Genomic DNA, 21295 nt, shown 5'->3' with positions numbered 1-21295 from the left:
GCTCCTTGGGGTGGTCAGAGGTGGGCGCCGGGCGGGTTCGGGCGGGCGAGACCGAGGTCGTAGGCGAGGATCGTCGCCTGGACCCGGTCACGCAGGCCGAGTTTGCGGAGCAGTGCGTTCACATGGGACTTCACCGTGCCCACCGTGATGCCCAGCTGCTCGGCGATCTCCGCGTTGTTGAGGCCCGACGCGAGCAGGGTCAGGACGCCCCGCTGGCTGGTGGTGAGGCTGTCCAGCTCGCGCGGGCTGACCTCCGGTGTGGCGGCGGGGGCGGCGGCGTAGTGGCCGATGAGTCGGCGGGTCGCCGAGGGGGCGAGCACGCTCTCGCCGGCGGCCACCACTCTGATGCCCTGGAGGAGTTCGGCCGGTTGCACGTCCTTCAGGAGGAATCCCGAGGCGCCCGCCCGCAGCGCTTCGAAGACGTACGCGTCGAGGTCGAAGGTGGTCAGGACGAGGACGCGGGGCGCGTTCTCGTTGCCGGTGATGATCCGGGTGGCGGCGATGCCGTCCAGTTCGGGCATGCGTACGTCCATGACGACCACGTCGGGGGACAGCTCCTCGGCCAGGCGTACGGCCGCCACCCCGTCGCCGGCCTCGCCCACGACGGTCATGTCCTCCTCGGCGTCGATCAGGGCGGCGAAGCCCGCCCGTACGATGCCCTGGTCGTCGACGACCAGCACCTTGAGGCTCATCGTTCCCTCTCCTCGTCCCCTTCGTCCCTGCGCTCACCGGCCGGCTCGAGCGGCAGCCGGAGGCGGACCGTGCCGGGCGGGCCGGTGGTCAGGGTTCCGCCGAGCGGGGTGACCCGCGCCGTCAGCCGCTCCCGTACGGCGGGGCGGGCGGCACCGGGCACTCCGGTCGCCGTCAGGGTCAACGTATCGTCGTACGCGTCCAGTTCGAGCACCGCGGGCTCCTCGTCACCGGCCGCGAGCACCGTCTCCGCCGCATGGTAGGCGGCCAGGTCCACGGCGGTGGGCAGGTGCGGCGGGACGCGGTCGGTCAGCCGTATCTCCACCTCGCGGCCGGCGGCCCGGCACTGGTGGGCGAGCAGGTCGAGAGCCTGGAGGGTGGGCTGCGGGCGCAGGTCGGGCGCCGCGTTCTCCTCCCGGACGGTGTCGAGCAGGGCGCGCATCGCGGCCAGTGCCTCGCGGGCCCGGTCGGCGGTGGCGTCGAGCCGGCCCGCCTCCGCCTCGCCGACCATGTCGGCGGTACGGGAGAGCACGGTGGTCTCCAGCCCGCCGGCGATCCGGCGGCGCTCGGCCCACGCGTCCCGCACGGCCTCCTCGGTCAGGGCCGCGAGCCGTTCCTCCCGCACGCCCCGGGCGGCCGCCTCGCGCCTCCCGCGCAGGGCTCCGGCCCCTGTCGCGGCGGCGACGGGGAGTGCCGCCCCGGTCACCGCCGCCGCGCCCACCGCCCAGCCGGGCAGGCTCGTCCCCCGGTCCAGGACGGCGGCGGTCAGGGCCGCCGCGTGCACCGCCACGGCGGCGCCGCCGAGGGCCATCCGGGTGGACGCGGTCGCGGCGAGTGCCGCGCAGGTGGCGAGCATGCTCAGCGCGGGCGGCAGGAGCACCGGTCCGGTGTAGTCGCCCACCGCCATCGCCACCGGCCACAGCGGGGCCAGCGCGAGCAGCGCGGCGAAGGCGGTCCGGGGGGTCCGGCGCAGCCAGAGCAGGGTGACCGCCTGGGCGGCGGCGAGCAGGGCGAACAGCGCGCCCGCGGAGATCTGCGAGGTGTACGCGGCGGTCTCCGTGCGGACGATCAGCGCGGGGAGCAGTGGCTGCAGGGACAGGCCGAGCGCGGCGACGACCTGGGCGAGGCGGTAGCCGCGCGGTACGGCTCCCTCCACCGGGGCGGAGGTCCGGCCGGGCAGCGTCGCCCGCACCTCCCAGCCGCCGTCGGCGGTGGGGCCGGTGGTGAGGGTGCCGCCCGCCTCCCGGGCGCGGGACCGCAGGAAGCCCTGGCCCCGGCCGCCGCCGAGGCCCGCCGCGTGCGCGGCCGCGCCGGCCGGCGGGGCAGCGCTGGTGACGACGACGTCCGTGCGGGTGTCGCCGTACTTGCACAGCACCGTCGTGCGGGCGCCCGGCGCGTGCCGTGCCACGTTGGTCAGTGCCTCGCGCACGATGCCGTACGCCGCGTCCGCGAGGACGCCGTCCGGGAGGGGGTCGATCTCGCAGTCCACGGGCTGGTCGAGCCTGCGGAACCCCGCGACCAGTGCCCGCAACCGCTCCTCCGGTGACGGCAGTTCCTCGCGCGAGGGCGCCGGCGCCCGGACCGCGCCGAGCGCCCGGGTGACCTCGCGGCCGGTCTCGGCCGCGAACTCCAGTGCTTCCTGGGCCAGTTCGGGTCGGCGTTCACGCAGCCCCAGTGCCGCGCCGGCGGTGACCACCACGGCGGTCAGGTGGTGGGCGCTGACGTCGTGCAACTCCCGCTCCATACGGCGCCGTTCGGCCGCCGGCAGCCGGTGGCGCTCGGCCTCGGCGCGCCGCAGCGCGTGCTCGGCCGCCAGTCGGGCGCGCCGGGACCGCCTGGCCAGCATGCCGGTGCCGCACGCGGCCGCGTACAGCAGGGCGGTGAGGACGACGCCGAGGCCGTCGCGGTAGCTGAGCCCGTGCAGGCTGACGTCCTGTGCGAACTGCCAGAAGGGGAGCGTCACCACGCACAGCAGGGCGGTGAAGGTGTCGCGTTCGCTCGCCACCGTGAACAGGGCCAGCGCGACGCCCGCGGTCCCGGACACGGCCACCGCTCCCGTGGGCAGCGGCCCGGCCCCCAGCCCGCAGGCGACCGCGACCAGGACCAGCGTGGTCACCGGGCGGGTGCGGCGCAGGGCGAGCGCGGCCGCCACCGGTCCGGCGACCAGGGCCGCCACGAGCAGGTCGGACGCGGAAGGGACGGTGCCGCGCAGGAGGGACGCCCCGGGCCACACCACGGCCTGAACGCAGATCAGCAGGACCGGGATCAGCCGGTCGTCGGTTCGCTTCATCGTGCGCCCAGGCTATGTCCGCAGGTGAGGGGCGCGACTCCGGCCCGGGTCGGATTCGGTTCTCTTACCTGGGTTGCAGATCCCGCAGCTGCTCCAACCGCGGTTCGAGCGCGGCAATCGTCCCGCGGCGTGAGGACCGTGCCCGGCCCCCGACCCTAGGCTCGATCACATCGAGGAAGCGGCGACCACCGCCTCCGACACCACACCTACCCACGGGGAATCACCATGTCCAAGCGCGTTCTCGTCTCGTCCCTCATCGGTGCCGTCGTCGCCCTCGGCGGGGTGGCCGCCGGCGGTCTCGCCTGGGCCCTCGCCCCCACCAACCCGTCCGTGGAGAACGGCTCGGCGCGTTACGTCGCTCCCTCGGACGACGCGGCCGGCTCGATCACCTTCACCGCGGACGTGACCGACGACAACAACATCGAGAACCTCAAGGTCGTCGCCTGGCCCGCGAGTTCGAAGCTCGACCCGACCGAGGCGGAACTGCGGCACGTGGACAGCGCCAAGTGCCAGGCCGTCTCGGACGAGGCGTACCGCTGCACCTACACCCTGAAGGTCACCAAGGCGGAGGCCGCCGACCTGGCCAAGGGCACCTGGTACGTCTCCGCCCTGGCGACGTCGACGGACGGCGGCACGAAGTTCGTGCCGCGCGCGGCCACCTTCGAGGTGGCCGCCCACTGACCACTCTCCACACCCCCGCGACGCGGCCGGACCCTCCCCCCAGGGTCCGGCCGTGTCCTCATCCCGTCGGCCGGTAGTACCCGAGCACCCAGGCCAACTGCGCGAACCAGCCGTGCAGCAGGCCGCGCGGCTTCGCGTTCACCACGCCCTCGTAGACCCTGCCGTCCAGATGGACCACGGCGACCATCAGCGCCTTGCCGTTGGGGCTCGCCTTGTAGTGGACGCTGCGGATCTCGGGCCAGGGGAAGTCGACGGTGATGTCGTACATCTCGAAGCCGACGCCGGACGCGTCGACGACGATCGCGTTGTGCTTGTCCACCGCCAGGAACTCCGGTCCGGGGGCCGCGGGCCGGGGCGGCCCCGGCGCGTACGGGGGCGGTGGCGGCCCGAATCCCGGCGGCGGGGTGGCGGGATACGGCGGCGGCTGCTCGGTCACGCCGGAAACCTACCCAACGAACCCTGTGCGCCGTCTTCGGTCCACCCTGAAACATTTTCCCCACCCCACCGCATCAATGGGGTGAGGACAGTGCAGACGGTCGAACAGGGGGACGTCGTATGAGGAAGGTCCGCGCGGACGAGTACGCCGAGTTCGCCGCGGCGCGCACCGGGCATCTCTACCGGTCCGCGTGTCTGCTCACCGCGGGGGACACCCACCTCGCCGAGGATCTGGTGCAGGAGACCCTCGGCCGGCTGTACGTCCGCTGGGGCCGGGTCTCCCGGGTGGAGAACCCGGCGGGGTACGCGCAGACCGTCCTGACCCGCACCTTCCTCGCCCACCAGCGGCGCCGCAGCAGCCGGGAGCGGGCCGTGGAGGCGTTCCCCGACCTGCCCGACGGGAGCCGCACCGACACACCGCTCAGACTCACGCTGCTCCAGGCCCTGGGCCGGCTGCCCGCGAAGGACCGGGCCGTGGTGGTCCTGCGGTACTGGGAGGACCGCTCGATAGAGGAGACGGCCGGCGCCATGAACGCAAGCCCGGCGGCCGTACGGACCAGATCGTCACGAGCGCTGAGCAGGCTGCGCGAGCTGCTGGGCGAGGACATCGGCGAGTACGCCCGCCCCTGACGAGAGAACAGTCCCGCTTCACCCGCCCCTTCATCACCCAGCTCGTGGAAACGGTGGTTCACCATGCCCGCAGACCGTCCAGGCGATCCCTTCGAGGACCGTCTCTCCGCCGCCCTGCATCATCTGGGCGGCGCCTTCGACTCCCCCCGCACCGAGCTCGCGGCCGCGGGCGCGCTGCGGGGCCGGCGGCTGCAGTTGCAGCGCCGGACCGCGATCGTGGGGAGCGCGGCAGGCCTCGCCCTCGTGGGGGTGGGCGGGGCACTGCTCGCGCCGTCGGGCGATACGCCCGCCCCACGGCAAACGTCCGTCGCCGCGAGCCGCACGCCCGGCCCGGCGACCGCCTACTCCGCCGACGACGTCGTCCGTACGCTCCAACGGCTCCTGCCCCGGGGGAAGTTCACCAGGACCGAGGCACGCGGCACGGACGAGGACCTGCCGCCGCTCGCGGTGGGCGTGTTCGACGACGGCAAGGGCGAGGGGTCCATCTCCTTGGGGCTGGACCGGATCACGCCGGGCGGGAAGAACCTCGATCCCGCCGCCGAGGTGATCCCCTGCTCGGAGGGCACACAGTCGGACTTCGAGAAGTGCACGACCGAGACCCTGTCCGACGGCTCCGCGATCACGGTCTATCAGGGGTACGAGTATCCCGACCACCGCGCCGAGACCAAGGCGTGGGGCGCCGACCTGGTCACCCCGGACGGACACCACGTCAGCGTCATCGAGTGGAACGCCGCGGCGGAGAAGGGAAAGCCGGTCACGCGTACCGATCCGCCCCTCGCCCCGAAGCAGTTGAAGAAACTGGTCACCGCCGGGCAGTGGCGCAGGATCATCGACGCCCTGCCCGAGGAGAAGGCACCGACCGCGTCCAGCGGTGCCCCCACCCGTTCCGGGGAGATGTCCGGCCCGACGATCCTGCGCAAGCTCAAGCTGCTGCTGCCCAAGGGAGCCGAGATCGTCTCCCACGGCAGCCAGGAGACCGAGTACGGCTACTTCGTGGTCGACGACGGCAAGGGGCGGAGCCTCGTCCAGGTCAACGTGCAGCCCGGCATGTCCGACGTCGCCGGCAGCTACGGCTCCGGCTCCGAGACCCTCCCCGACGGCACCCGGGTCGCTCTGCGCGAGGCGGCCGGCGAGAAGGGCGGGGCGGGGGTCGTGGAGTGGACCGCGGACACCCTGCGCAAGGAAGGACTGCGTGTCGTCGTCAGTGCGTTCAACACCGACGACCAGAACAAGGACGCGACCCGTGAGACGCCGGCCCTCACCCTCGGCCAGTTGCGCACGATCGCGCTCAGCCCGGAATGGCTTGACGACACGGTCACGCCTTGAGCCAGCTACCCCTTCAGCAGGCCCAGGATCTCCTCGGTCGTCCCCGGCTCGCCGATCAGCGTGAAGAGGTACGACACGCTGTGCCGGTGCGCGTCCTCGTTGATGTCGGTCATCGCGTCGACCGCGAACGTGACGTGGTAGCCGTGCTCGTGGGCGGCGCGGGCGGTCGACTCGACGCCGAGGCTGGTGGCGATGCCGGCCAGGACGATCTGGGTGACACCCCGGCGGCGCAGCTGGAGGTCGAGGTCGGTGCCGTGGAAGGCGCCCCAGGTCCGCTTGGTGACCAGGATGTCCCCGTCGTGGCCGGTCAGGGGTTCGGCGATCGGGCCCAGGTCGTAGGGGCGGGAGCGACCGCCGGCCAGCCGGGCCGCCTCGCTGCGGCCGGGTGCCGCGTCGGCGCCGTCGGGCGAGGTGGCCATGCGGACCAGGACGACGGGGGCGCCGGCGGCGCGGAAGCCCTCGGCGAGTTCGGCGGCCCGGGCCACCACGTCGGCCGCCGGGTACGGCTTGGTCGGGGCGGCGAGGGTTCCCGCCTGGAGGTCGATCAGGACCAGCGCGGTCTTCTCGTCGAGCACGGTCACTGCCATGGCACGGCACCTCTCCTAGGGGAGCAGCAGCCTAGGAGAGATGCTTGCCAAACTCAAACTTGAGTAACTCAAGTTTGCGAAAGTCAACTAACGCCGGTGATCAGAAGAACTCCGACCACGGCTGGTCCCACACCTGCTTCACGCACAGCACCAGGAACAGCACCCCCGCCAGCACCAGCATCGCGTTGCTGAGCAGCCCGTTGCGCCACTTCCGCGGCGTCCGGGAGGTGTTGAGCAGCCACAGCAGCGTGCCGGCCAGGAAGGGAAGGAAGGCCGCGCCCAGGACTCCGTACAGGATGACGAGACGGAACGGCTGGCCCTGGAAGAGGAGGACGATGGGCGGGAAGGTCAGCCACAGCAGGTAGGCGCGGAAGGGCCAGGACCGCTCGCGCGCGCCGGAGGCCACCTCGCCGCCCGTCGTGCCCGACGCGCTCCGGTAGCGGGCCACGAAATCGGCGAACATCAGGCTGACGCCGTGCCAGACGCCGATCAGCGAGGTGAAGGAGGTGGCGAAGAAGCCGATCAGGAAGAACTTCGCGGTCGCCGAGCCGTACTCGGCCGCCAGGATGTCGCTCAGCTGGACGAGCCCCTTGTCGCCGCTCGCGATCGCCACGTTCGCGGAGTGCAGCAGCTCCGCGCCGACGAACAGCATGGCGACGACGAAGATGCCGGTGGTGGCGTAAGCGACACGGTTGTCGAGCCGCATCACCTTCATCCAGCCCGTGTCGGTCCAGCCCTTGGCGTTGACCCAGTACCCGTACGCGGCGAGGGTGATCGTGCCGCCGACGCCGCCGATCAGGCCGAGGGTGTTGAGGACGGAGTCCTTCTCGTCCGGCAGGACCGGCAGCAGACCCGCGAAGGCGTCGCCGAGGTTCGGGGTGACCCGGATCGCCAGGTACACCGTCACCACGAACATGACGCCCACCAGGACCGTCATGACCTTCTCGAAGACCGCGTACTTGTTGAACCAGACGAAGACCAGTCCGACCAGCCCGCACAGGATGCCCCACCACTCGAGGTCCATCACGTCCGGGAAGAGGGCCTGCAGCGGCAGCGCGCTCGACGACATCGCGGCCGCGCCGTAGACGAAGCCCCAGACGACGGCGTAGACGACGAAGAACCACGTCGTCCAGCGGCCGAGGCTCGCCCAGCCGTCGAACAGGGTGCGGCCGGTGGACAGATGCCAGCGCCCGGCCGCCTCGGCCAGGGAGATCTTCACCAGGCAGCCGACGATCGCCGCCCAGAGGAGGGTGTAGCCGAAGTTGCTGCCCGCGATGAGCGTGGCGACCAGGTCACCGGCGCCCACACCGGTCGCGGCGACCACGATGCCGGGGCCGATGTGCTTCCAACTGCTTCTGCGGGGGGATTCGTTGTCGATGCCGGATGGTGCCTCGGTGTCCGTGGGGTTTCCCGTGGTGTCCGCCATGATGGTCAAGAAAGCTCAAAGACGGCAGGCAGGCAAGAGCGCGGACGCCATCTCCACCCGATGGGCTCACTCCGTCGCCAGCTCGAACCACATGGTGGTGCCCGACCTGTCCCGGTGACGGCCCCAGCGCCGGGCGAGCGCCTCCACCAGGAACATCCCGCCGCCGCCCGCCGCACCGTCCGCCCCGAGCACCTCGCAGCGCAGCAGCCCGTGCGCGAGGGTCAGGGTGAGCCGGAAGCGGCTCGTGGAGAGCAGCACGGCGTTGGTGGCCAGCTCGCTGACGAGCAGTTCGGCCGTGTCCACCAGCTCGCCCCGGTCCGCCAGGCCCCAGTCCGCCAGTCGCCCGCGCACCTGGGCCCGGGCCTCACGGACGGCGGCAGGCCGGGGGTCGTACTCGGTGATCGCAAGGCCCGCCCCCGTCGGCGGCCGGGGTGGTCCGGCGTGCCGGGCGGCGGAGTCCGGGCGGGGTCCTCCCCCGGTCAGTCGCAGCATGGCCATGCCGCAAGGATCCCCTGCCCGGGCCGTTCGCGTACGGGGAGGACTACCCGATTCCGTACCCGCACCGCGCCCGCGGAGGGGCTCACGCGTACTGCAACCGTACGGTCGTACCCCCGCCGTCGGTGTCCCGGACGTCGACGTAGGCACACACCTGGCGGGCGTACCAGAGCCCCTGGCCGGGGGCGAGACCGGTGGCCTGCGGCGGGACGAAGCCGACGAGCGGGTCGTCGATCCGCTCCGCCAGGCCGAGTTCGCAGACGCAGCCGGGTGCCTCGCCCCACAGCAGCGCGCCGGTGACCCGGCCGAGGGAGGCCGCCTCGGTGACGGCCGTGGCGAACAGCTCCGCGTCGGCGGCGCCGAGGCCGTGCCCGGCCGCCCAGGCGCGGACGGCCTCGGGCGCGGGTTCGGTGAGCCGCCGCGCGTCGGACGGCGTCGGCGGCAGCGGGACGTCGTCCAGCTCGGCGGCGACGCGTGCCGGGTCCTCGTACACGCCCGTACCGGGGTGGGCGCGGCGGGCCGCCTCGATGAGGACCGCGCCCGCGGTACGGGTGTCGTAGACGCACATCACGGTGGTCGCCAGGGGGGCGAAGAGGAGGTTGGCGAGGGCCTCGTAGCGGATCCACTCGGCGCTCTCACGCGGGGAGCGGCCGGCCCGGCCGTTCCACACCGGTTCCATCAGCAGATGCGTGCGGCCGCCCGGACCGGCGTGTCCGGCGAGGTGGGCGGCGGCCCGGGCCACGGCGTTGGCGGCCGAGCCGGTGTACCAGTCGGTGTGCGGGACGAGGCCGACGTGCCGCGTGTCGCCGCCGAGGACGTCGCGCAGGAGGTCCAGCCTGTCGGGGGCGACGATCGCCAGCGGCGGTGGTTCGCCGGAGGCGGCGAGGCCCTCGGCGAGGAAGGGAAGGGCGTCGGCGACGAACCCCTCGTCGGTGTCGAAGACGGTCATGCGGTGGTCGAACACGGGTCCCCCTGGATCGGTCGGCGGACGGGCCCTGCGGGGCGTCCGGGGTGCGCGGAACGGCGGGTCTGCGGGTGCGGGCACGCGGGTGTCAGCGCTGGGCCGCCACCCAGGCGGCGATCTGGCTGCGGTTGCTGAAGCCGAGCTTGCTGAGGATGCGTTCGACATGTCCTTCGGCGGTGCGGCGGGCGATCACCAGGCGGTCGGCGATCTGCTGGTTGGCGAGGCCCTCGGCGACGAGTTCGGCGACCTGGGCCTCCCGGCGGGTGAGGCGGACGGCGGGCGGCACCCCGGGGAGCGGGCCGGATGCCGGTGCCGGGCCGCTCCCGGTGCCGGCGGCGGCCGGGTCCAGGACGTGGGCGGCGAGTTCGGGGAGGGCGAGGGCGGAGCCGCGGTCGTAGGCCCGGCGGAAGGCCGCGGGGCCGATCGCCTCGCGGACCCGGTCCTCGGCGGCGCGACGGGTGGCGAGCAGACAGTCCGCGCCCCAGCGGTCGCGGTCCACGTCCTCCCAGGTGCGGTCGGCGCCGCCGAGCAGCAGGGCCGCGCGCTCGTGGGCGGCGCGGTCGGCGGCGATCCGGGCCAGCAGATCGAGGGTGAGGCCCATGCCGACGACGTCGTGCACCGCGAGCTTGAGGCGCAGGGCCGCGCGGGCGTGCGCCTCCGCCCGCTCCGGGTCGCCCTTCTCACGGTGGGCGAGGGCGAGGATGCGCTCCACGTACGACAGCACCCACCGCTCGCCGTGCGCCAGGCACAGCCGGCGGGTCTCCTCGCAGACCTCGACGGCCTCGTCGGGCCGGCCCAGGAAGGCCAGGGCGCAGGCGAGTTCGACATGGTCGAGGACGAGAAGGCTGAGGTGCTGGCCGGGGCGGCGGCCGCGGGCGACGGAGGCGCGGAAGTGGGCGAGGGCGCCGGGGAGGTCGTCGCTGAAGAGGCGGATGACACCGATGACGTACTCGGCGTGGGCGGCTTCGGCCTCGTCGCCGAGTTCGCGGGCGAGGTCACGGGCCTCTTCGGCGCGGCGGCGGCCGCGGGTGAGGTCCTCGGGGCAGCCGGCGAGGAGGCCCGCGACCCAGAGCGCGCGGGCCCGTTCGGGGGTGGGGCCGGGGTTGGCGGCGAGGGCCCGGTCGAGCCAGTACCGGCCCTCTCGCGGGGCTCCGCAGGCATGCCAGTGGAACCACAGGGTGCCGGCGAGCCGGAGGGCGGCGTGCTCCTCGCCGGGGGTGGTGAGGCTGAAGTCGAGGGCGGCGCGCAGGTTGTCCTGGTCGGCGCGGAGCCGGGCGACGGTGTCGGGCTGACCGGGTCCGAACCAGTCCCGCTCGTCGTCGGCGGCCCGGCGCAGCATCCAGTCACGGTGCCGGGCCCGGGCGGCGCGCTCCTCCCCCGGGTCCTCGCGGAGCCGCTCGAGTCCGTAGTGCCGCAGGGTGTCGAGCAGCCGGTACCGCACCGGCTGGCCGTCCGGCCCGGTCTCCCGGACCAGCACGGACTTGTCCACGAGCCCTGCCACGGCGTCCAGCACGTCGTGGGCGGGAAGGGGAGCCGCTCCTCCAGCGGTGCCTTCAGCCGCCCCTTCGGCCCCGGCGGACTCCGGCGCCCGGCCTCCATCAGAAGGCTCCGCCCCCCGGCCCCCCGGACCCATGCCCGCCCACCATCCGGCCCGCCCGGCTCGCCCGGCACAACGGGCGGCCGCTCCCGGTCCGTCAGGGGGTGCCCCCTCCGGGGGAGTTCGAGAGGCAGGCCCGTCCAGGGCCGAAGCGGGGGTCCGGGGGCGGCGGCCCCCGGGCTCGGGAAGACGCGACGGCCCCCCGCCCCCGCACACCGCCTCCGCCGTCTCCAGGTCGAAGCTGCCCGCCAGCACCGACAGCCGCGCCCACACCAGCCGCTCCCGCTCGTCGCACAGTTCGTGGCTCCAGTCCACCGCCGCCCGCAGCGTCTGGTGCCGGGGCAGCACGGCCGGGCTGCCGCCGGTCAGCAGGCGGTAGCGGTCGTCGAGGCGGGCGAGGAGCTGTTCGACGCCGAGGACCCGCATCCGGACGGCGGCCAGTTCGATGGCGAGGGGAAGGCCGTCGAGGCGGCGGCACAGCCGGGCGACGGAGGCCCGGTTCGCGGCCGTGAGGCGGAAGCCGGGGACCACCGCGGCCGCGCGGTCGGCGAAGAGGGCGAGGGCCGGATAGCCGTCGGCGGCGCGGAGGTCGCCGTCCGGGTCGGGGACCGGCAGCGGCCGTACCTCCAAGAGGTGCTCCTCGGTGAGGCCGAGGCGGTGGCGGCTGGTGGCGAGGACGCGGATGCCGGCCGTGCCGCGCAGCAGGGCGCCGGTCAGGGCGGCGCAGGCGGGCCGCAGGTGTTCGCAGTTGTCCAGGACCAGCAGGAGGCGCCGGTCCCGTACCCGCTCCACCAGTGCGTCCAGCGCGGGGCGTTCGGAGTGGTCGTGCAGGTCGAGCGCGTCGGCGACGGCCAGCGGGACGAGGGCCGGGTCGCGCAGGCCGGACAGGTGAACGAAGCGGACGCCGTCAGGGAAGGCGCGTTCGAGCCGGGCCGCGATCCGGGCGGCCAGCCGGGTCTTGCCGACGCCGCCGGGGCCGGTCAGGGTCACCAGTCGCGCCCTGGCCAACAGCTCGCGCCCGTCGGCCAGTTCGCTCCGCCGGTCGACGAAGCTGGTCGTCTCCACCGGCAGGTGACAGTCCCGGCGCGGCGCTGATCCGCCCATGATCGGCAAGTCCTCTGGGGGGTGCGTTCGTGCGGACCCCCAGGCTTCCCCGGAATGCGCAAATGTGCACGTCAGGCTCACTCTCAGGGGTGTACTTCGGCGAGGATCGCCTTCCGCGACACGCCCGTGCGTACACTGCGCCGCCCTTCACGCTTCGCATTCCGCATGATTCAGGCCAGCGGCTCTTTGTCGTCTCTTGACCTGACCATGCCAAGGCCGGACCATATGCGGCACCGCACCGCCGCACACAGCAAGCGCACAGCAAGACCCCCCACAACCGGCTCCCCACAAGGAGACTCCATGCGACTTCGCATCCGCGGCTCAGGCGCGGGCGCCATCCGCGCCCGCGGCGGCAGGCGACCCGCCCTGCTCGCCGCACTGCTGGCCCTCGCCCTCGCGGCACCCCTCTCCGCGACGGCCACCAGCGCCTCCGCCGACGGCGCCCCCAAGGCGACCGCCTCCGCCGACGACATCCGCCAGTACGAGATCCACGTCGACCACAACACCCCCGTCACCCGCACCGCGATCGCCCAGTCCGGGGTGAGCGTCGACGAGGCCGACGAGGAGACCGTGGTCGTCTCCGGCCGCGCCGACCAGATCGGCAAGCTGCGCGCACAGGGCTACGAGGTCTCCCTGCTCGGCTCCGCGCCGAACCGGGTCGCCGAGGACGAGGTGCGGCTCTTCGACTTCCCGACGGCAGACGCCAAGTACCACAACTACGCCGAGATGACGGCGGAGATCGACCAGCGCATCGCCGCCTACCCGAGCATCATGAGCAAGCGGGTGATCGGCAAGTCGTACGGCGGCCGGGACATCGTCGCCATCAAGATCAGCGACAACGTGGGCACCGACGAGGCCGAGCCGGAGGTGCTGTTCACCCACCACCAGCACGCCCGCGAGCACATGACGGTGGAGATGGCGCTGTACCTGATCCGCGAACTGGGCGCCGGCTACGGCACCGACTCCCGGGTCACCAGCATGGTCAACGGGCGCGAGATCTGGATCGTCCCCGACCTCAACCCGGACGGCGGCGAGTACGACATCGCCACCGGCGCCTACCGCTCCTGGCGCAAGAACCGGCAGCCCAACTCCGGCTCCTCGAACGTCGGTACGGACCTCAACCGGAACTGGAACTACAACTGGGGCTGCTGCGGCGGCTCCTCGGGCTCCACGTCCTCCGAGACCTACCGGGGGGCCTCCGCCGAGTCGGCGCCCGAGGTGAAGGTCGTCGCCGACTTCGTGCGCAGCCGGGTGGTCGGCGGCAAGCAGCAGATCACCGCCGGGATCGACTTCCACACCTACAGCGAACTCGTGTTGTGGCCGTTCGGGTTCACGTACTCCGACACGGCGACCGGCATGACGGCGGACGACAACGCGGCGTTCAAGGCCGTCGGGCAGAAGATGGCCGCGAGCAACGGGTACACCGCTGAGCAGTCCAGCGATTTGTACATCACGGACGGGACGATCGACGACTACCTCTGGGGCACTCAGAAGATCTTCTCGTACACCTTCGAGATGTACCCGACGTCCGCGGGCGCGGGCGGGTTCTACCCGCCCGACGAGGTGATCGAGCGGGAGACCGCGCGGAACCGGGACGCCGTGCTGCAACTGCTGGAGAACGCGGACTGTATGTACCGGTCGATCGGCAAGGCGACCCAGTACTGCAGCTAGTCGGTCTCCTCGGCCTCGGCTTTCCCGGCCTCGGCCTCCTCCCCTTCTTCGAAGTAGGCGTCGAGCACCGCGTCCAACTGCTCGTCCCACTCCTTGAAGCGCGACCTGGCCGCCGCCTCGATCTCGATCGGGTACCAGCGGCGGTCAGGTGTGTGCACCGTGATCGTGAACCGCTTGCCGAACCGCGGTTCCTCGGTCTCGATCGCGCCGATCTCCTCCCAGCGGAACTCGCACTCCTCCTCGTCGAGGCGGAGCCGGACGCCCTTGGCGTCGGCGGTGATCCGCGCCCGGCGGTCGGAGGCCTCGAAGACGGGACCGTCGGAGGATTCGTCCGCGTCGTCCTCGGCGGTCTCCTCCGCCGCGTCACGGGCCTCCCCGACGACTTCGTCCTCGGCCTCCCCGTCCTCGGCCTCGACCTCGTCGGCCGGCTTCGTGTCCTCCGGCTCCGCGGTCGCGGGCGACGTGAGCCCGGGGATGAATGCCGGGTCGAATCCGGCGCCCTCCAGGGGCTGGCTGCTCGAACCTATACGCTGCTCCACAGCGCGAAGTATGGTCGAAGATCCTGTGCCGGACACAGCCAGCCCCCAACTTCGTTATACGAAGAGGCTCAATACCGCCGCCACCGCGAACCCCACCACCGACAGAACCGTCTCCAGCACGGTCCACGTCCGCAGTGTGTCCCGCTCGCTGATGCCGAAGTACTTCGCCACCATCCAGAAGCCGCCGTCGTTGACGTGGGAGGCGAAGATCGAGCCGGCGGAGATGGCCATGATGACGAGGGCGACGAAGGCCTGGGAGTGGTGGCCCTCGGCGAGGAGCGGGGCGACGATGCCCGCCGTCGTCACGATCGCCACCGTCGCCGAGCCCTGGGCGACCCGCAGCACCACCGAGATGAGGTAGGAGAGGACCAGCACCGGCAGGCCCACGTCGTGGAAGGTGTCCGACAGGGCCTGGGCCACCCCGCTCGCCTTCAGGACGGCGCCGAAGATCCCGCCCGCGCCGACCACGAGCAGGATGTTGCCGACCGGCTTCAACGAGGCCGTGGACACCGTCTCCAGGGACCTGCGGGACCAGCCGCGCCGGACGCCCAGCAGGTAGTAGGCGAGCAGCAGGGCGATCGTCAGGGCGACGAAGGGGTGACCGAAGAACTCGATCACCGAGCGGCCGGTGGAGGGGTCCAGGGCGATGGAGGAGAAGGTGGCCGCGAGGATCAGGATCAGCGGGGTGCCGATGATGCCGAGGACCGTGCCGAGGGGCACCGGGTCCTCGCGCGGGACCACGCCCTGGCCGCGCTGTTCCTCGATCACCGCCTGCTTGGCCTCGGCCGCCGCCTCGACCATGTCCTGCGGCACGGCGACGAAGATGCGCTTGCCGATCCACGCCGAGAACGCCCACGCGGCCAGCACCGCCGGGACGCCGCAGACCACGCCCATCAGGATCACCCAGCCGAGGTCCACGTGCAGCAGGCCGGCGGCCGCGACCGGGCCGGGGTGCGGGGGCAGGAAGGCGTGGGTCATCGACAGGCCCGCGAGGAGGGGCAGGCAGTAGAGGAGGATCGACTTGCCGCCCCGCTTGGCGGCCGCGTAGACGATCGGCGCGAGGACGAAGATGCCGACGTCGAAGAAGACCGGGATGCCGAAGATCAGGCCGGTGAGGCCCATGGCGAGCGGGGCACGCCGCTCGCCGAAGAGGCCGAGGAGGCGGGACGCCAGCACCTCGGCCCCGCCGCTGACCTCGAGGACCGCGCCCAGCATCGTGCCGAGGCCGATGATGATCGCGACATGGCCGAGGATGCCGCCCATGCCGGACTCGATGGTGGAGACGGCGTCGGAGCGCTGGACGGTGCCGAAGAGTTCGGTGACGGACAGTCCGGAGAGCAGGCCGACGGCTATGGAGACCGCGAGCAGTGCGACGAACGGCTGGAGTCTGACCTTGATGATCAGGAAGAGGAGGAGCGCGATACCGAGGGCGGCGACCGTGAGCAGGCCGGCCGTGCCGTCGACGAGGAGGAGCAGGCCTCCGGTGTGGGGCGGTGTGGACATGTGGGGGTCCTCTGCTGGGGTGCATCGGGCTTTCGGGCAGGGGGCAGCGCGGTACGGCGCGGGTTCGGGGCTGCGCCGTACCGTCGTACGGTGTGCGGGAGTCGGGCCGGGCGGCCGTCAGCCGAGGACGGCCAGCGCGTCGATCTCGATGAGCAGCCCGGCGGGGAGGCCGACGTAGACCGTCGTGCGGGCGGCGGGCGGGGCGGTGAGCGCCTGCTCCTCGAAGTACGCGTTGTAGATCTCGTTGAGCTCGGGGAAGTGGGCCGTGTCCGTCAGATAGACGCGGATCATCATCACGTCGTCCCAGGAGGCACCGCCCTCCTCCAGGATCGCCTTGACGTTGGCGAGGGTCTGGAGGGTCTGCTCGCGCAGGGTCGGACCGGCGGGCGTGGGCGGTTTGCCCTCCTCCGCGGGCAGGAAGCCGACCTGGCCGGCGACCTGCAGGATGTTCCCCTTCCGCACACCGTGGGAGAACTTCGCCGGCGGGGTGGTGTGGGTCTTCGGGGTGAGCGCGATCTTGTCCGTCATACGGGGTCCTTTGCTGGGGTTCTGCCGGAGTACTCACCGCTGATGGCGTCGGCCGTGCGGCGCACCAGCGGGCGGAGGGTGAGGAGTTCGTCGGCGGTGACGACGACGTTCGGCGCGGAGACCGACATCGCGGCGACCACCCGGCCGTCGGCGCCCCGGATGGGTGCGGCGACGCAGTTGATGGACTCCTCGTGGCCGCCGAGGTCGGTGGCCCAGCCCTGTTCGCGCACCTTCTCCAGCTCCCGCAGGAAGGCGGGGGCGTTGGGGGTGGAACGGGCCGTGTAGAGGGGGTAGTCGAGCTTCTCGGCGACCGCCCGCCGCTCGGCCTCGGGCAGGTCGGCGAGGAGCAGTTTGGCGACGGCGGCGACGGTGATGGCCACCGGCTTGCCGATCCTGGAGTACATCCGCACCGGGTAGCGGCTCTCCACCTTGTCGATGTAGAGCACCTCGCCCTCCTCGTAGACGGCGAGGTGCACGGTGTGCCCGCAGCTCTCGTTCAGCCGGACGAGGTGGGGGTGGGCGATCTCGCGGATGTCGAGGTTCTCCATCGCCTCCTGGGCGAGGGCGAAGAGGCGGGCGCCGAGGCGGTAGCGCTGGTCGGACTGGCGGTAGACGAGCCCGTGTTCGTGGAGGGTGCGCAGCAGCCGCAGCGCGGTCGATTTGTGCACGCCCAGGCGGTCGGCGACCTGTCCGAGGTCGGCGGGGCCCTCGGCGAGCAACGGCAGGATGCTCAGGGCGCGGTCGACGGTCTGGCTCATGGGGTGCGTACCTCCTCCGGGGGCGCCGCGGCTCGTGTCCAGCCGGGGCCGAGTCGAAGTGTCCCCCACTCCTTGTCGCCCAGGGCGGCCAGCCGGTCGGCGTGGTCGCGGGAAGGGGGGACGGCGAGGTCGCCGGGGGTGGTGAGGGCGGCGGCGGCCATGAGGTGCCCGTGCCGCAGCCGCTGCCGTACGGGCAGTCCGCGCAGGGTCGCGGAGAGGAACCCGGCGGCGAAGGCGTCCCCGGCGCCGACGGCGGCGACGACGTCGACGCGGGGGGCGGGGACGTGCTGGACGTTCCCCCGGTCGAAGACGGTCGCGCCGCGCTCCCCCTGTTTGACGACGAGCACCTCGGGGTCGGGGAACGCGGTCCGGACGGCGTCGACACCCTTCAGGCCCCACACCTCCTCCGCCTCGTCCTCGCCGACGAACACCAGGTCGGCGCCGCGGGCGAGTTCCAGCAGCACGTGGGGGCCGTCGCCGTCCGTCCACAGCAGGGGCCGGTGGTTGACGTCGAAGGACACGAGGGGGCGGCCGGGCCGGGGGGCCGTGAGTGCGCGGAGCAGTTCCAGGCAGTCCTCGGACAGGGCCGCCGTGATCCCCGACAGGTGCAGTACGCGGCCCGCCCGCACGGCCGCCAGGTCGACGTTCCCGACGCTCATCGCGGAGGCCGCGGATCCCGCCCGGTAGTACGCCACCTCGTGGGCGTCGGTGGAGCGGTCCCCGGCGGTGCGGAAGTACACGCCGGTGGGGCGGGCGGGGTCGCGTCGTACGGCGGTGACGTCGACGCCGTAGGCCTCGACGGTCTCGACGAGGTGGTCGCCGAAGCCGTCCGCCCCGACCCGGCTGACCCAGCGCACGGGGTGTCCGACGGCCGCGAGGACGCAGGCCACGTTGGACTCCGCGCCGCCGATGGCCCGGTCGAAGGACGGCACGTCGGCGAGGCGGCCCGGCCGGGAGGGCAGGAAGGTGACCATGGATTCGCCGAGCGCGACGACGTCCACGACGGCGGGGTCGCCTCGGGCTCCGGTGTCCGTCACGATCCTCGTGGCTCCCAGCGTCGTTGCGGGTCCGTTGACCCCGCGCTGGCCGAGATGTTAGACAGCAGTAAGCGATATACGCAATGGAGGTTGCAGGTATTGCAACGCTCCTGATCAGGGAGGTTCCATGAGCACCGAGGCGTTCGCCCGACTCGCCGAGGAACGCGTCGACCACCGCTTCAAGGGCCTCCCGCCCGACGCAGACGGCCTGACCGTCGCCGAGCTGACCGCCCAGCGCCGCAATCTCTTCACCGGCGGCTTCACGACCCCGGTGCTCGCGCTCTCCGCCGAGCGTCTGGAGCACAACCTGCGCCTGATGGAGACGTACGCGGCCCGCCACGGCCTCGCGTTCGCCCCGCACGGCAAGACGACCATGGCCCCCCAGCTCTTCGCCCGGCAGCTCGAGTACGGCGCCTGGGGCATCACCCTCGCCCTCCCGCACCAGGTCCGGGTGGCGCGGGCGTACGGCATCGGGCGGATCTTCCTCGCGAACGAGGTCGTGGATCCGGCGGCCCTGCGCTGGATCGCCGCGCAGCTCGCCGCCGACCCTGAGTTCCGGCTCGTCTGCTACGTCGACTCCGTGCGCGGGGTGGAGTTGATGGACGCGGCGCTGGCCGGGGCGGCCCGTCCGCTGGACGTGGTCGTGGAACTGGCCGCCGGGGAGGGCGCCCGTACCGGTGTCCGGACGGAGGCGGAGTGCGCGGCGGTCGCGGACGCGGTGGCCGCGACCACGACCCTGCGGCTGGTGGGGGTCGCGGGGTACGAGGGCGAGGTGCCGCAGCCGACGCCCGAGCGGGTCGGGGCCTGGCTGCGCCGGCTGACCGGCCTCGCCGTCGACTTCGACAAGGCGGGGCGGTTCGCCGGGGTGGACGAGATCGTCGTCAGCGCGGGCGGCAGCGCCTGGTTCGACGCGGTGGCCGAGGTCTTCGCGGAGATCCCCGAACTCTCCTCGCCCGTGGTGAAGTTGCTGCGCTCGGGGGCGTACGTCTCGCACGACGACGGGCACTACCGCCGGGTGACCCCGTTCAACCGGGTGCCGGAGGAGGGCGCTCTCGAGCCGGCGTTCCGGCTGTGGACCCAGGTCGTCTCCCGCCCCTCCCCCGACCAGGCCTTCGCCAACGCGGGCAAGCGGGACGCGGCCTACGACCTCGATCTGCCGTTCGTCCAGGTGGTCCGCCGGGACGGCGCGGAACGCCCGGCCGCCGGCGTCTCGGTCTCCTCCCTCTCCGACCAGCACGCCTGGCTGAAGACCGGTCCCGAGGTCGATCTCGCGGTCGGTGACTGGCTGGGCCTCGGCCTCTCCCACCCGTGCACGTCCTTCGACAAGTGGCAGCTGATCCCGGTGGCGGAGGCGGACGGCACGGTCGTCGAGTACATCCGCACGTTCTTCTGATCCGTACATTTCCCCAGGGGGCCGGCATGGAAGACCTCGTCGTCCGGGACGCGGACGTCGTCGACGGCACCGGCGCGGACTCCTACCGCGCGGACGTGCTGATCGACGGCGGCCGGATCGTCGCGATCGTCAAGGAGGCCGCCGCCGCGGGCTGCCAACGCCCGAAGGCGACAAGGGAGCTGGACGCGGAGGGCCTGGTCCTCTCCCCCGGCTTCATCGACATGCACGCCCACAGCGACCTCGCCCTCCTGCGCGACCCAGGCCACAGCGCGAAGGCCGCGCAGGGCGTGACCCTCGAGGTCCTGGGCCAGGACGGGCTGTCGTACGCCCCGGTCGACGACCGCACGCTCGACGAGGTCCGGCGGGCCATCGCCGGCTGGAACGGCCCGGGCGACGACATCGACTTCGACTGGCGGTCGGTGGGCGAGTACCTGGACCGCCTGGACCGGGGCATCGCGGTGAACGCGGCCTATCTGATCCCCCAGGGCACGGTCCGCGCCCTGGCCGTCGGCTGGGAGGACCGCCCGGCCACGCCACGGGAACTCGACCGGATGCGGCAGTTGGTGGCGGAGGGCCTGGAACAGGGCGCGGTCGGTCTGTCGTCCGGACTGACGTACACGCCCGGCATGTACGCCGAGAACACCGAACTCACCGAACTGTGCAGGGTGGTGGCCGGCTACGGCGGCTACTACTGCCCCCACCACCGCTCCTACGGCGCCGGCGCGCTGGAGGCGTACGCGGAGATGGTGGAGCTGACCGGGAAGGCGGGCTGCGCCCTGCACCTGGCACACGCGACGATGAACTTCGGCGTGAACGAGGGCCGGGCGCCCGAACTCCTGGCGCTGCTGGACGAGGCTCTCGACGGGGGTGCCGACATCAGCCTCGACACCTACCCCTACACCCCCGGCTGCACCACGCTCGCGGCCCTGCTGCCGAGCTGGGCGAGCGAGGGCGGTCCGGCGGAGATCCTGCGCCGGCTCGCGGACGACGAGACCGCCGAACGCATCCGCCACGACCTGGAGGTGACCGGCGCGGACGGCTGCCACGGGGTGCCGGTGGACTGGTCCACGATCGAGATCTCGGGCGTGACGGACCCGGCGCTGGGGGAATTCGTCGGCCGTACGGTCCGGCAGTCGTCCGCCCTGCGCGGCGAGGCGCCCTGGACGACGGCCCGCCGGCTCCTGCTCGACGACTCGCTCGGCCCGACGATCCTCCAGCACGTGGGCCACGAGGAGAACGTCCGGACGATCATGCGCCACCGCGTCCACACGGGAGGCTCGGACGGCATCCTGCACGGCGCCAAGCCCCACCCACGCGCGTACGGCACGTTCCCGCACTATCTCGGCCACTATGTGCGCGAGCTGGGCATCCTGCCCCTGGAGGAGTGCGTGGCCCATCTCACCGGCCGCCCCGCGGCCCGCCTTCGCCTCCCCGACCGGGGCCTGGTGCGCGAGGGGTACCGGGCCGACCTGGTCCTGTTCGACCCGCGGACGGTGGCGGCGGGCTCGACGTACGAGGCCCCGCGCACACTCCCCACGGGCATCCCGCACGTCCTGATCGACGGCCGCTTCGTGATCGAGGACGGCCGGCGTACGGACATCCTGGCCGGGCGGGCGGTCCGCCGCACTCCCCTGTGACGGA

19 protein-coding genes are annotated in these 21295 nt (G+C 72.9%); 6 read left to right on the top strand and 13 right to left on the bottom strand.

Annotated features, from left to right (window positions below; genetic code table 11):
- Positions 1–14 precede the first annotated feature (14 nt).
- Positions 15–692: a response regulator gene (locus ABT057_RS11850; RefSeq protein ID WP_352342464.1), complete on the bottom strand. Its 678-nt coding sequence runs from the start codon at positions 690–692 to the stop codon at positions 15–17.
- Positions 689–2980 carry a sensor histidine kinase gene (locus ABT057_RS11845; protein ID WP_352342462.1) on the bottom strand — a complete coding sequence of 764 codons (2292 nt, stop codon included), beginning with the start codon at positions 2978–2980 and terminating at the stop codon, positions 689–691. The genes ABT057_RS11850 and ABT057_RS11845 overlap by 4 nt, the downstream gene beginning before the upstream one ends.
- Before the next feature lie 225 nt (positions 2981–3205).
- Between ABT057_RS11845 and ABT057_RS11840 the strand changes: the two genes are divergently transcribed.
- Entirely contained in the window at positions 3206–3661 is a 456-nt protein-coding gene (locus tag ABT057_RS11840) for a DUF5707 domain-containing protein (RefSeq protein WP_352342460.1), read from the top strand.
- Between the two features lie 58 nt (positions 3662–3719).
- Here the strand turns inward: ABT057_RS11840 and ABT057_RS11835 are convergent, their stop codons facing one another.
- Positions 3720–4097: a hypothetical protein gene (locus ABT057_RS11835; protein WP_352342458.1), complete on the bottom strand. Its 378-nt coding sequence runs from the start codon at positions 4095–4097 to the stop codon at positions 3720–3722.
- Positions 4098–4216: 119 nt separating this feature from the next.
- Here ABT057_RS11835 and ABT057_RS11830 point away from each other — a divergent pair, with 119 nt between their 5' ends.
- Together ABT057_RS11830 and ABT057_RS11825 are read left to right on the top strand one after the other, a co-directional pair.
- Positions 4217–4726, top strand: a complete 510-nt coding sequence (locus ABT057_RS11830) for a SigE family RNA polymerase sigma factor (protein WP_352342456.1) — start codon at positions 4217–4219, stop codon at positions 4724–4726.
- Positions 4727–4789: 63 nt separating this feature from the next.
- On the top strand, positions 4790–6052 hold the full coding sequence (locus ABT057_RS11825; protein ID WP_352342454.1) for a hypothetical protein: 1263 nt from the start codon (positions 4790–4792) through the stop codon (positions 6050–6052).
- A gap of 5 nt (positions 6053–6057) precedes the next feature.
- Here the strand turns inward: ABT057_RS11825 and ABT057_RS11820 are convergent, their stop codons facing one another.
- The 5 genes from ABT057_RS11820 to ABT057_RS11800 form a co-directional block, all read right to left on the bottom strand.
- Positions 6058–6639: an isochorismatase family protein gene (locus ABT057_RS11820; protein ID WP_352342453.1), complete on the bottom strand. Its 582-nt coding sequence runs from the start codon at positions 6637–6639 to the stop codon at positions 6058–6060.
- A 100-nt stretch (positions 6640–6739) separates the two neighbouring features.
- Complete coding sequence (locus tag ABT057_RS11815) at positions 6740–8065, bottom strand: Nramp family divalent metal transporter (protein WP_352342451.1); 1326 nt, start codon at positions 8063–8065, stop codon at positions 6740–6742.
- A 66-nt stretch (positions 8066–8131) separates the two neighbouring features.
- Entirely contained in the window at positions 8132–8563 is a 432-nt protein-coding gene (locus tag ABT057_RS11810; RefSeq protein ID WP_352342450.1) for an ATP-binding protein, read from the bottom strand.
- A gap of 82 nt (positions 8564–8645) precedes the next feature.
- On the bottom strand, positions 8646–9524 hold the full coding sequence (locus ABT057_RS11805; protein ID WP_352342448.1) for an anti-sigma factor RsbA family regulatory protein: 879 nt from the start codon (positions 9522–9524) through the stop codon (positions 8646–8648).
- An 88-nt stretch (positions 9525–9612) separates the two neighbouring features.
- On the bottom strand, positions 9613–12225 hold the full coding sequence (locus ABT057_RS11800; RefSeq protein WP_352342447.1) for an ATP-binding protein: 2613 nt from the start codon (positions 12223–12225) through the stop codon (positions 9613–9615).
- A gap of 300 nt (positions 12226–12525) precedes the next feature.
- Between ABT057_RS11800 and ABT057_RS11795 the strand changes: the two genes are divergently transcribed.
- Positions 12526–13896, top strand: coding sequence for a M14 family metallopeptidase (locus ABT057_RS11795; RefSeq protein ID WP_352342446.1), 1371 nt, complete (start codon positions 12526–12528; stop codon positions 13894–13896).
- Here ABT057_RS11795 and ABT057_RS11790 read toward each other — a convergent pair.
- From ABT057_RS11790 to ABT057_RS11770, 5 genes are all read right to left on the bottom strand, one after another.
- Positions 13893–14435 carry a hypothetical protein gene (locus ABT057_RS11790; RefSeq protein ID WP_352342444.1) on the bottom strand — a complete coding sequence of 181 codons (543 nt, stop codon included), beginning with the start codon at positions 14433–14435 and terminating at the stop codon, positions 13893–13895. The genes ABT057_RS11795 and ABT057_RS11790 overlap by 4 nt on opposite strands.
- A 54-nt stretch (positions 14436–14489) precedes the next feature.
- The gene (locus tag ABT057_RS11785; protein WP_352342442.1) at positions 14490–15938 is read right to left on the bottom strand and encodes a GntP family permease; all 1449 of its coding nucleotides are present in this window, start codon (positions 15936–15938) and stop codon (positions 14490–14492) included.
- Between the two features lie 117 nt (positions 15939–16055).
- On the bottom strand, positions 16056–16466 hold the full coding sequence (locus ABT057_RS11780; RefSeq protein ID WP_352342441.1) for a RidA family protein: 411 nt from the start codon (positions 16464–16466) through the stop codon (positions 16056–16058).
- Positions 16463–17224: an IclR family transcriptional regulator gene (locus ABT057_RS11775; RefSeq protein WP_352342440.1), complete on the bottom strand. Its 762-nt coding sequence runs from the start codon at positions 17222–17224 to the stop codon at positions 16463–16465. Before ABT057_RS11775 ends, ABT057_RS11780 begins: the two co-directional genes overlap by 4 nt.
- On the bottom strand, positions 17221–18261 hold the full coding sequence (locus ABT057_RS11770; RefSeq protein ID WP_352342439.1) for a sugar kinase: 1041 nt from the start codon (positions 18259–18261) through the stop codon (positions 17221–17223). Before ABT057_RS11770 ends, ABT057_RS11775 begins: the two co-directional genes overlap by 4 nt.
- Positions 18262–18388: 127 nt before the next feature.
- Between ABT057_RS11770 and ABT057_RS11765 the strand changes: the two genes are divergently transcribed.
- Together ABT057_RS11765 and ABT057_RS11760 are read left to right on the top strand one after the other, a co-directional pair.
- Positions 18389–19654, top strand: coding sequence for an amino acid deaminase (locus tag ABT057_RS11765; protein ID WP_352342438.1), 1266 nt, complete (start codon positions 18389–18391; stop codon positions 19652–19654).
- A 26-nt stretch (positions 19655–19680) separates the two neighbouring features.
- The gene (locus ABT057_RS11760; protein WP_352342437.1) at positions 19681–21291 is read left to right on the top strand and encodes an N-acyl-D-amino-acid deacylase family protein; all 1611 of its coding nucleotides are present in this window, start codon (positions 19681–19683) and stop codon (positions 21289–21291) included.
- Positions 21292–21295 lie beyond the last annotated feature (4 nt).

This window comes from Streptomyces sp. NPDC002588, from assembly GCF_040295925.1.
GTDB lineage: Bacteria > Actinomycetota > Actinomycetes > Streptomycetales > Streptomycetaceae > Streptomyces.
Note: the sequence above shows the minus strand (reverse complement) of the source record. Positions and strands in the feature narration are given on the sequence as shown.

Excerpts from the sequence above, each read along its gene's own strand:
- ABT057_RS11850 (WP_352342464.1), bottom strand. The coding sequence starts at position 692 with ATGAGCCTCAAGGTGCTGGTCGTCGACGACCAGGGCATCGTACGGGCG.
- ABT057_RS11845 (WP_352342462.1), bottom strand. The coding sequence starts at position 2,980 with ATGAAGCGAACCGACGACCGGCTGATCCCGGTCCTGCTGATCTGCGTT.
- ABT057_RS11840 (WP_352342460.1), top strand. The coding sequence starts at position 3,206 with ATGTCCAAGCGCGTTCTCGTCTCGTCCCTCATCGGTGCCGTCGTCGCC.
- ABT057_RS11830 (WP_352342456.1), top strand. The coding sequence starts at position 4,217 with ATGAGGAAGGTCCGCGCGGACGAGTACGCCGAGTTCGCCGCGGCGCGC.
- ABT057_RS11825 (WP_352342454.1), top strand. The coding sequence starts at position 4,790 with ATGCCCGCAGACCGTCCAGGCGATCCCTTCGAGGACCGTCTCTCCGCC.
- ABT057_RS11820 (WP_352342453.1), bottom strand. The coding sequence starts at position 6,639 with ATGGCAGTGACCGTGCTCGACGAGAAGACCGCGCTGGTCCTGATCGAC.
- ABT057_RS11815 (WP_352342451.1), bottom strand. The coding sequence starts at position 8,065 with ATGGCGGACACCACGGGAAACCCCACGGACACCGAGGCACCATCCGGC.
- ABT057_RS11810 (WP_352342450.1), bottom strand. The coding sequence starts at position 8,563 with ATGGCCATGCTGCGACTGACCGGGGGAGGACCCCGCCCGGACTCCGCC.
- ABT057_RS11800 (WP_352342447.1), bottom strand. The coding sequence starts at position 12,225 with ATGGGCGGATCAGCGCCGCGCCGGGACTGTCACCTGCCGGTGGAGACG.
- ABT057_RS11795 (WP_352342446.1), top strand. The coding sequence starts at position 12,526 with ATGCGACTTCGCATCCGCGGCTCAGGCGCGGGCGCCATCCGCGCCCGC.
- ABT057_RS11785 (WP_352342442.1), bottom strand. The coding sequence starts at position 15,938 with ATGTCCACACCGCCCCACACCGGAGGCCTGCTCCTCCTCGTCGACGGC.
- ABT057_RS11780 (WP_352342441.1), bottom strand. The coding sequence starts at position 16,466 with ATGACGGACAAGATCGCGCTCACCCCGAAGACCCACACCACCCCGCCG.
- ABT057_RS11775 (WP_352342440.1), bottom strand. The coding sequence starts at position 17,224 with ATGAGCCAGACCGTCGACCGCGCCCTGAGCATCCTGCCGTTGCTCGCC.
- ABT057_RS11765 (WP_352342438.1), top strand. The coding sequence starts at position 18,389 with ATGAGCACCGAGGCGTTCGCCCGACTCGCCGAGGAACGCGTCGACCAC.
- ABT057_RS11760 (WP_352342437.1), top strand. The coding sequence starts at position 19,681 with ATGGAAGACCTCGTCGTCCGGGACGCGGACGTCGTCGACGGCACCGGC.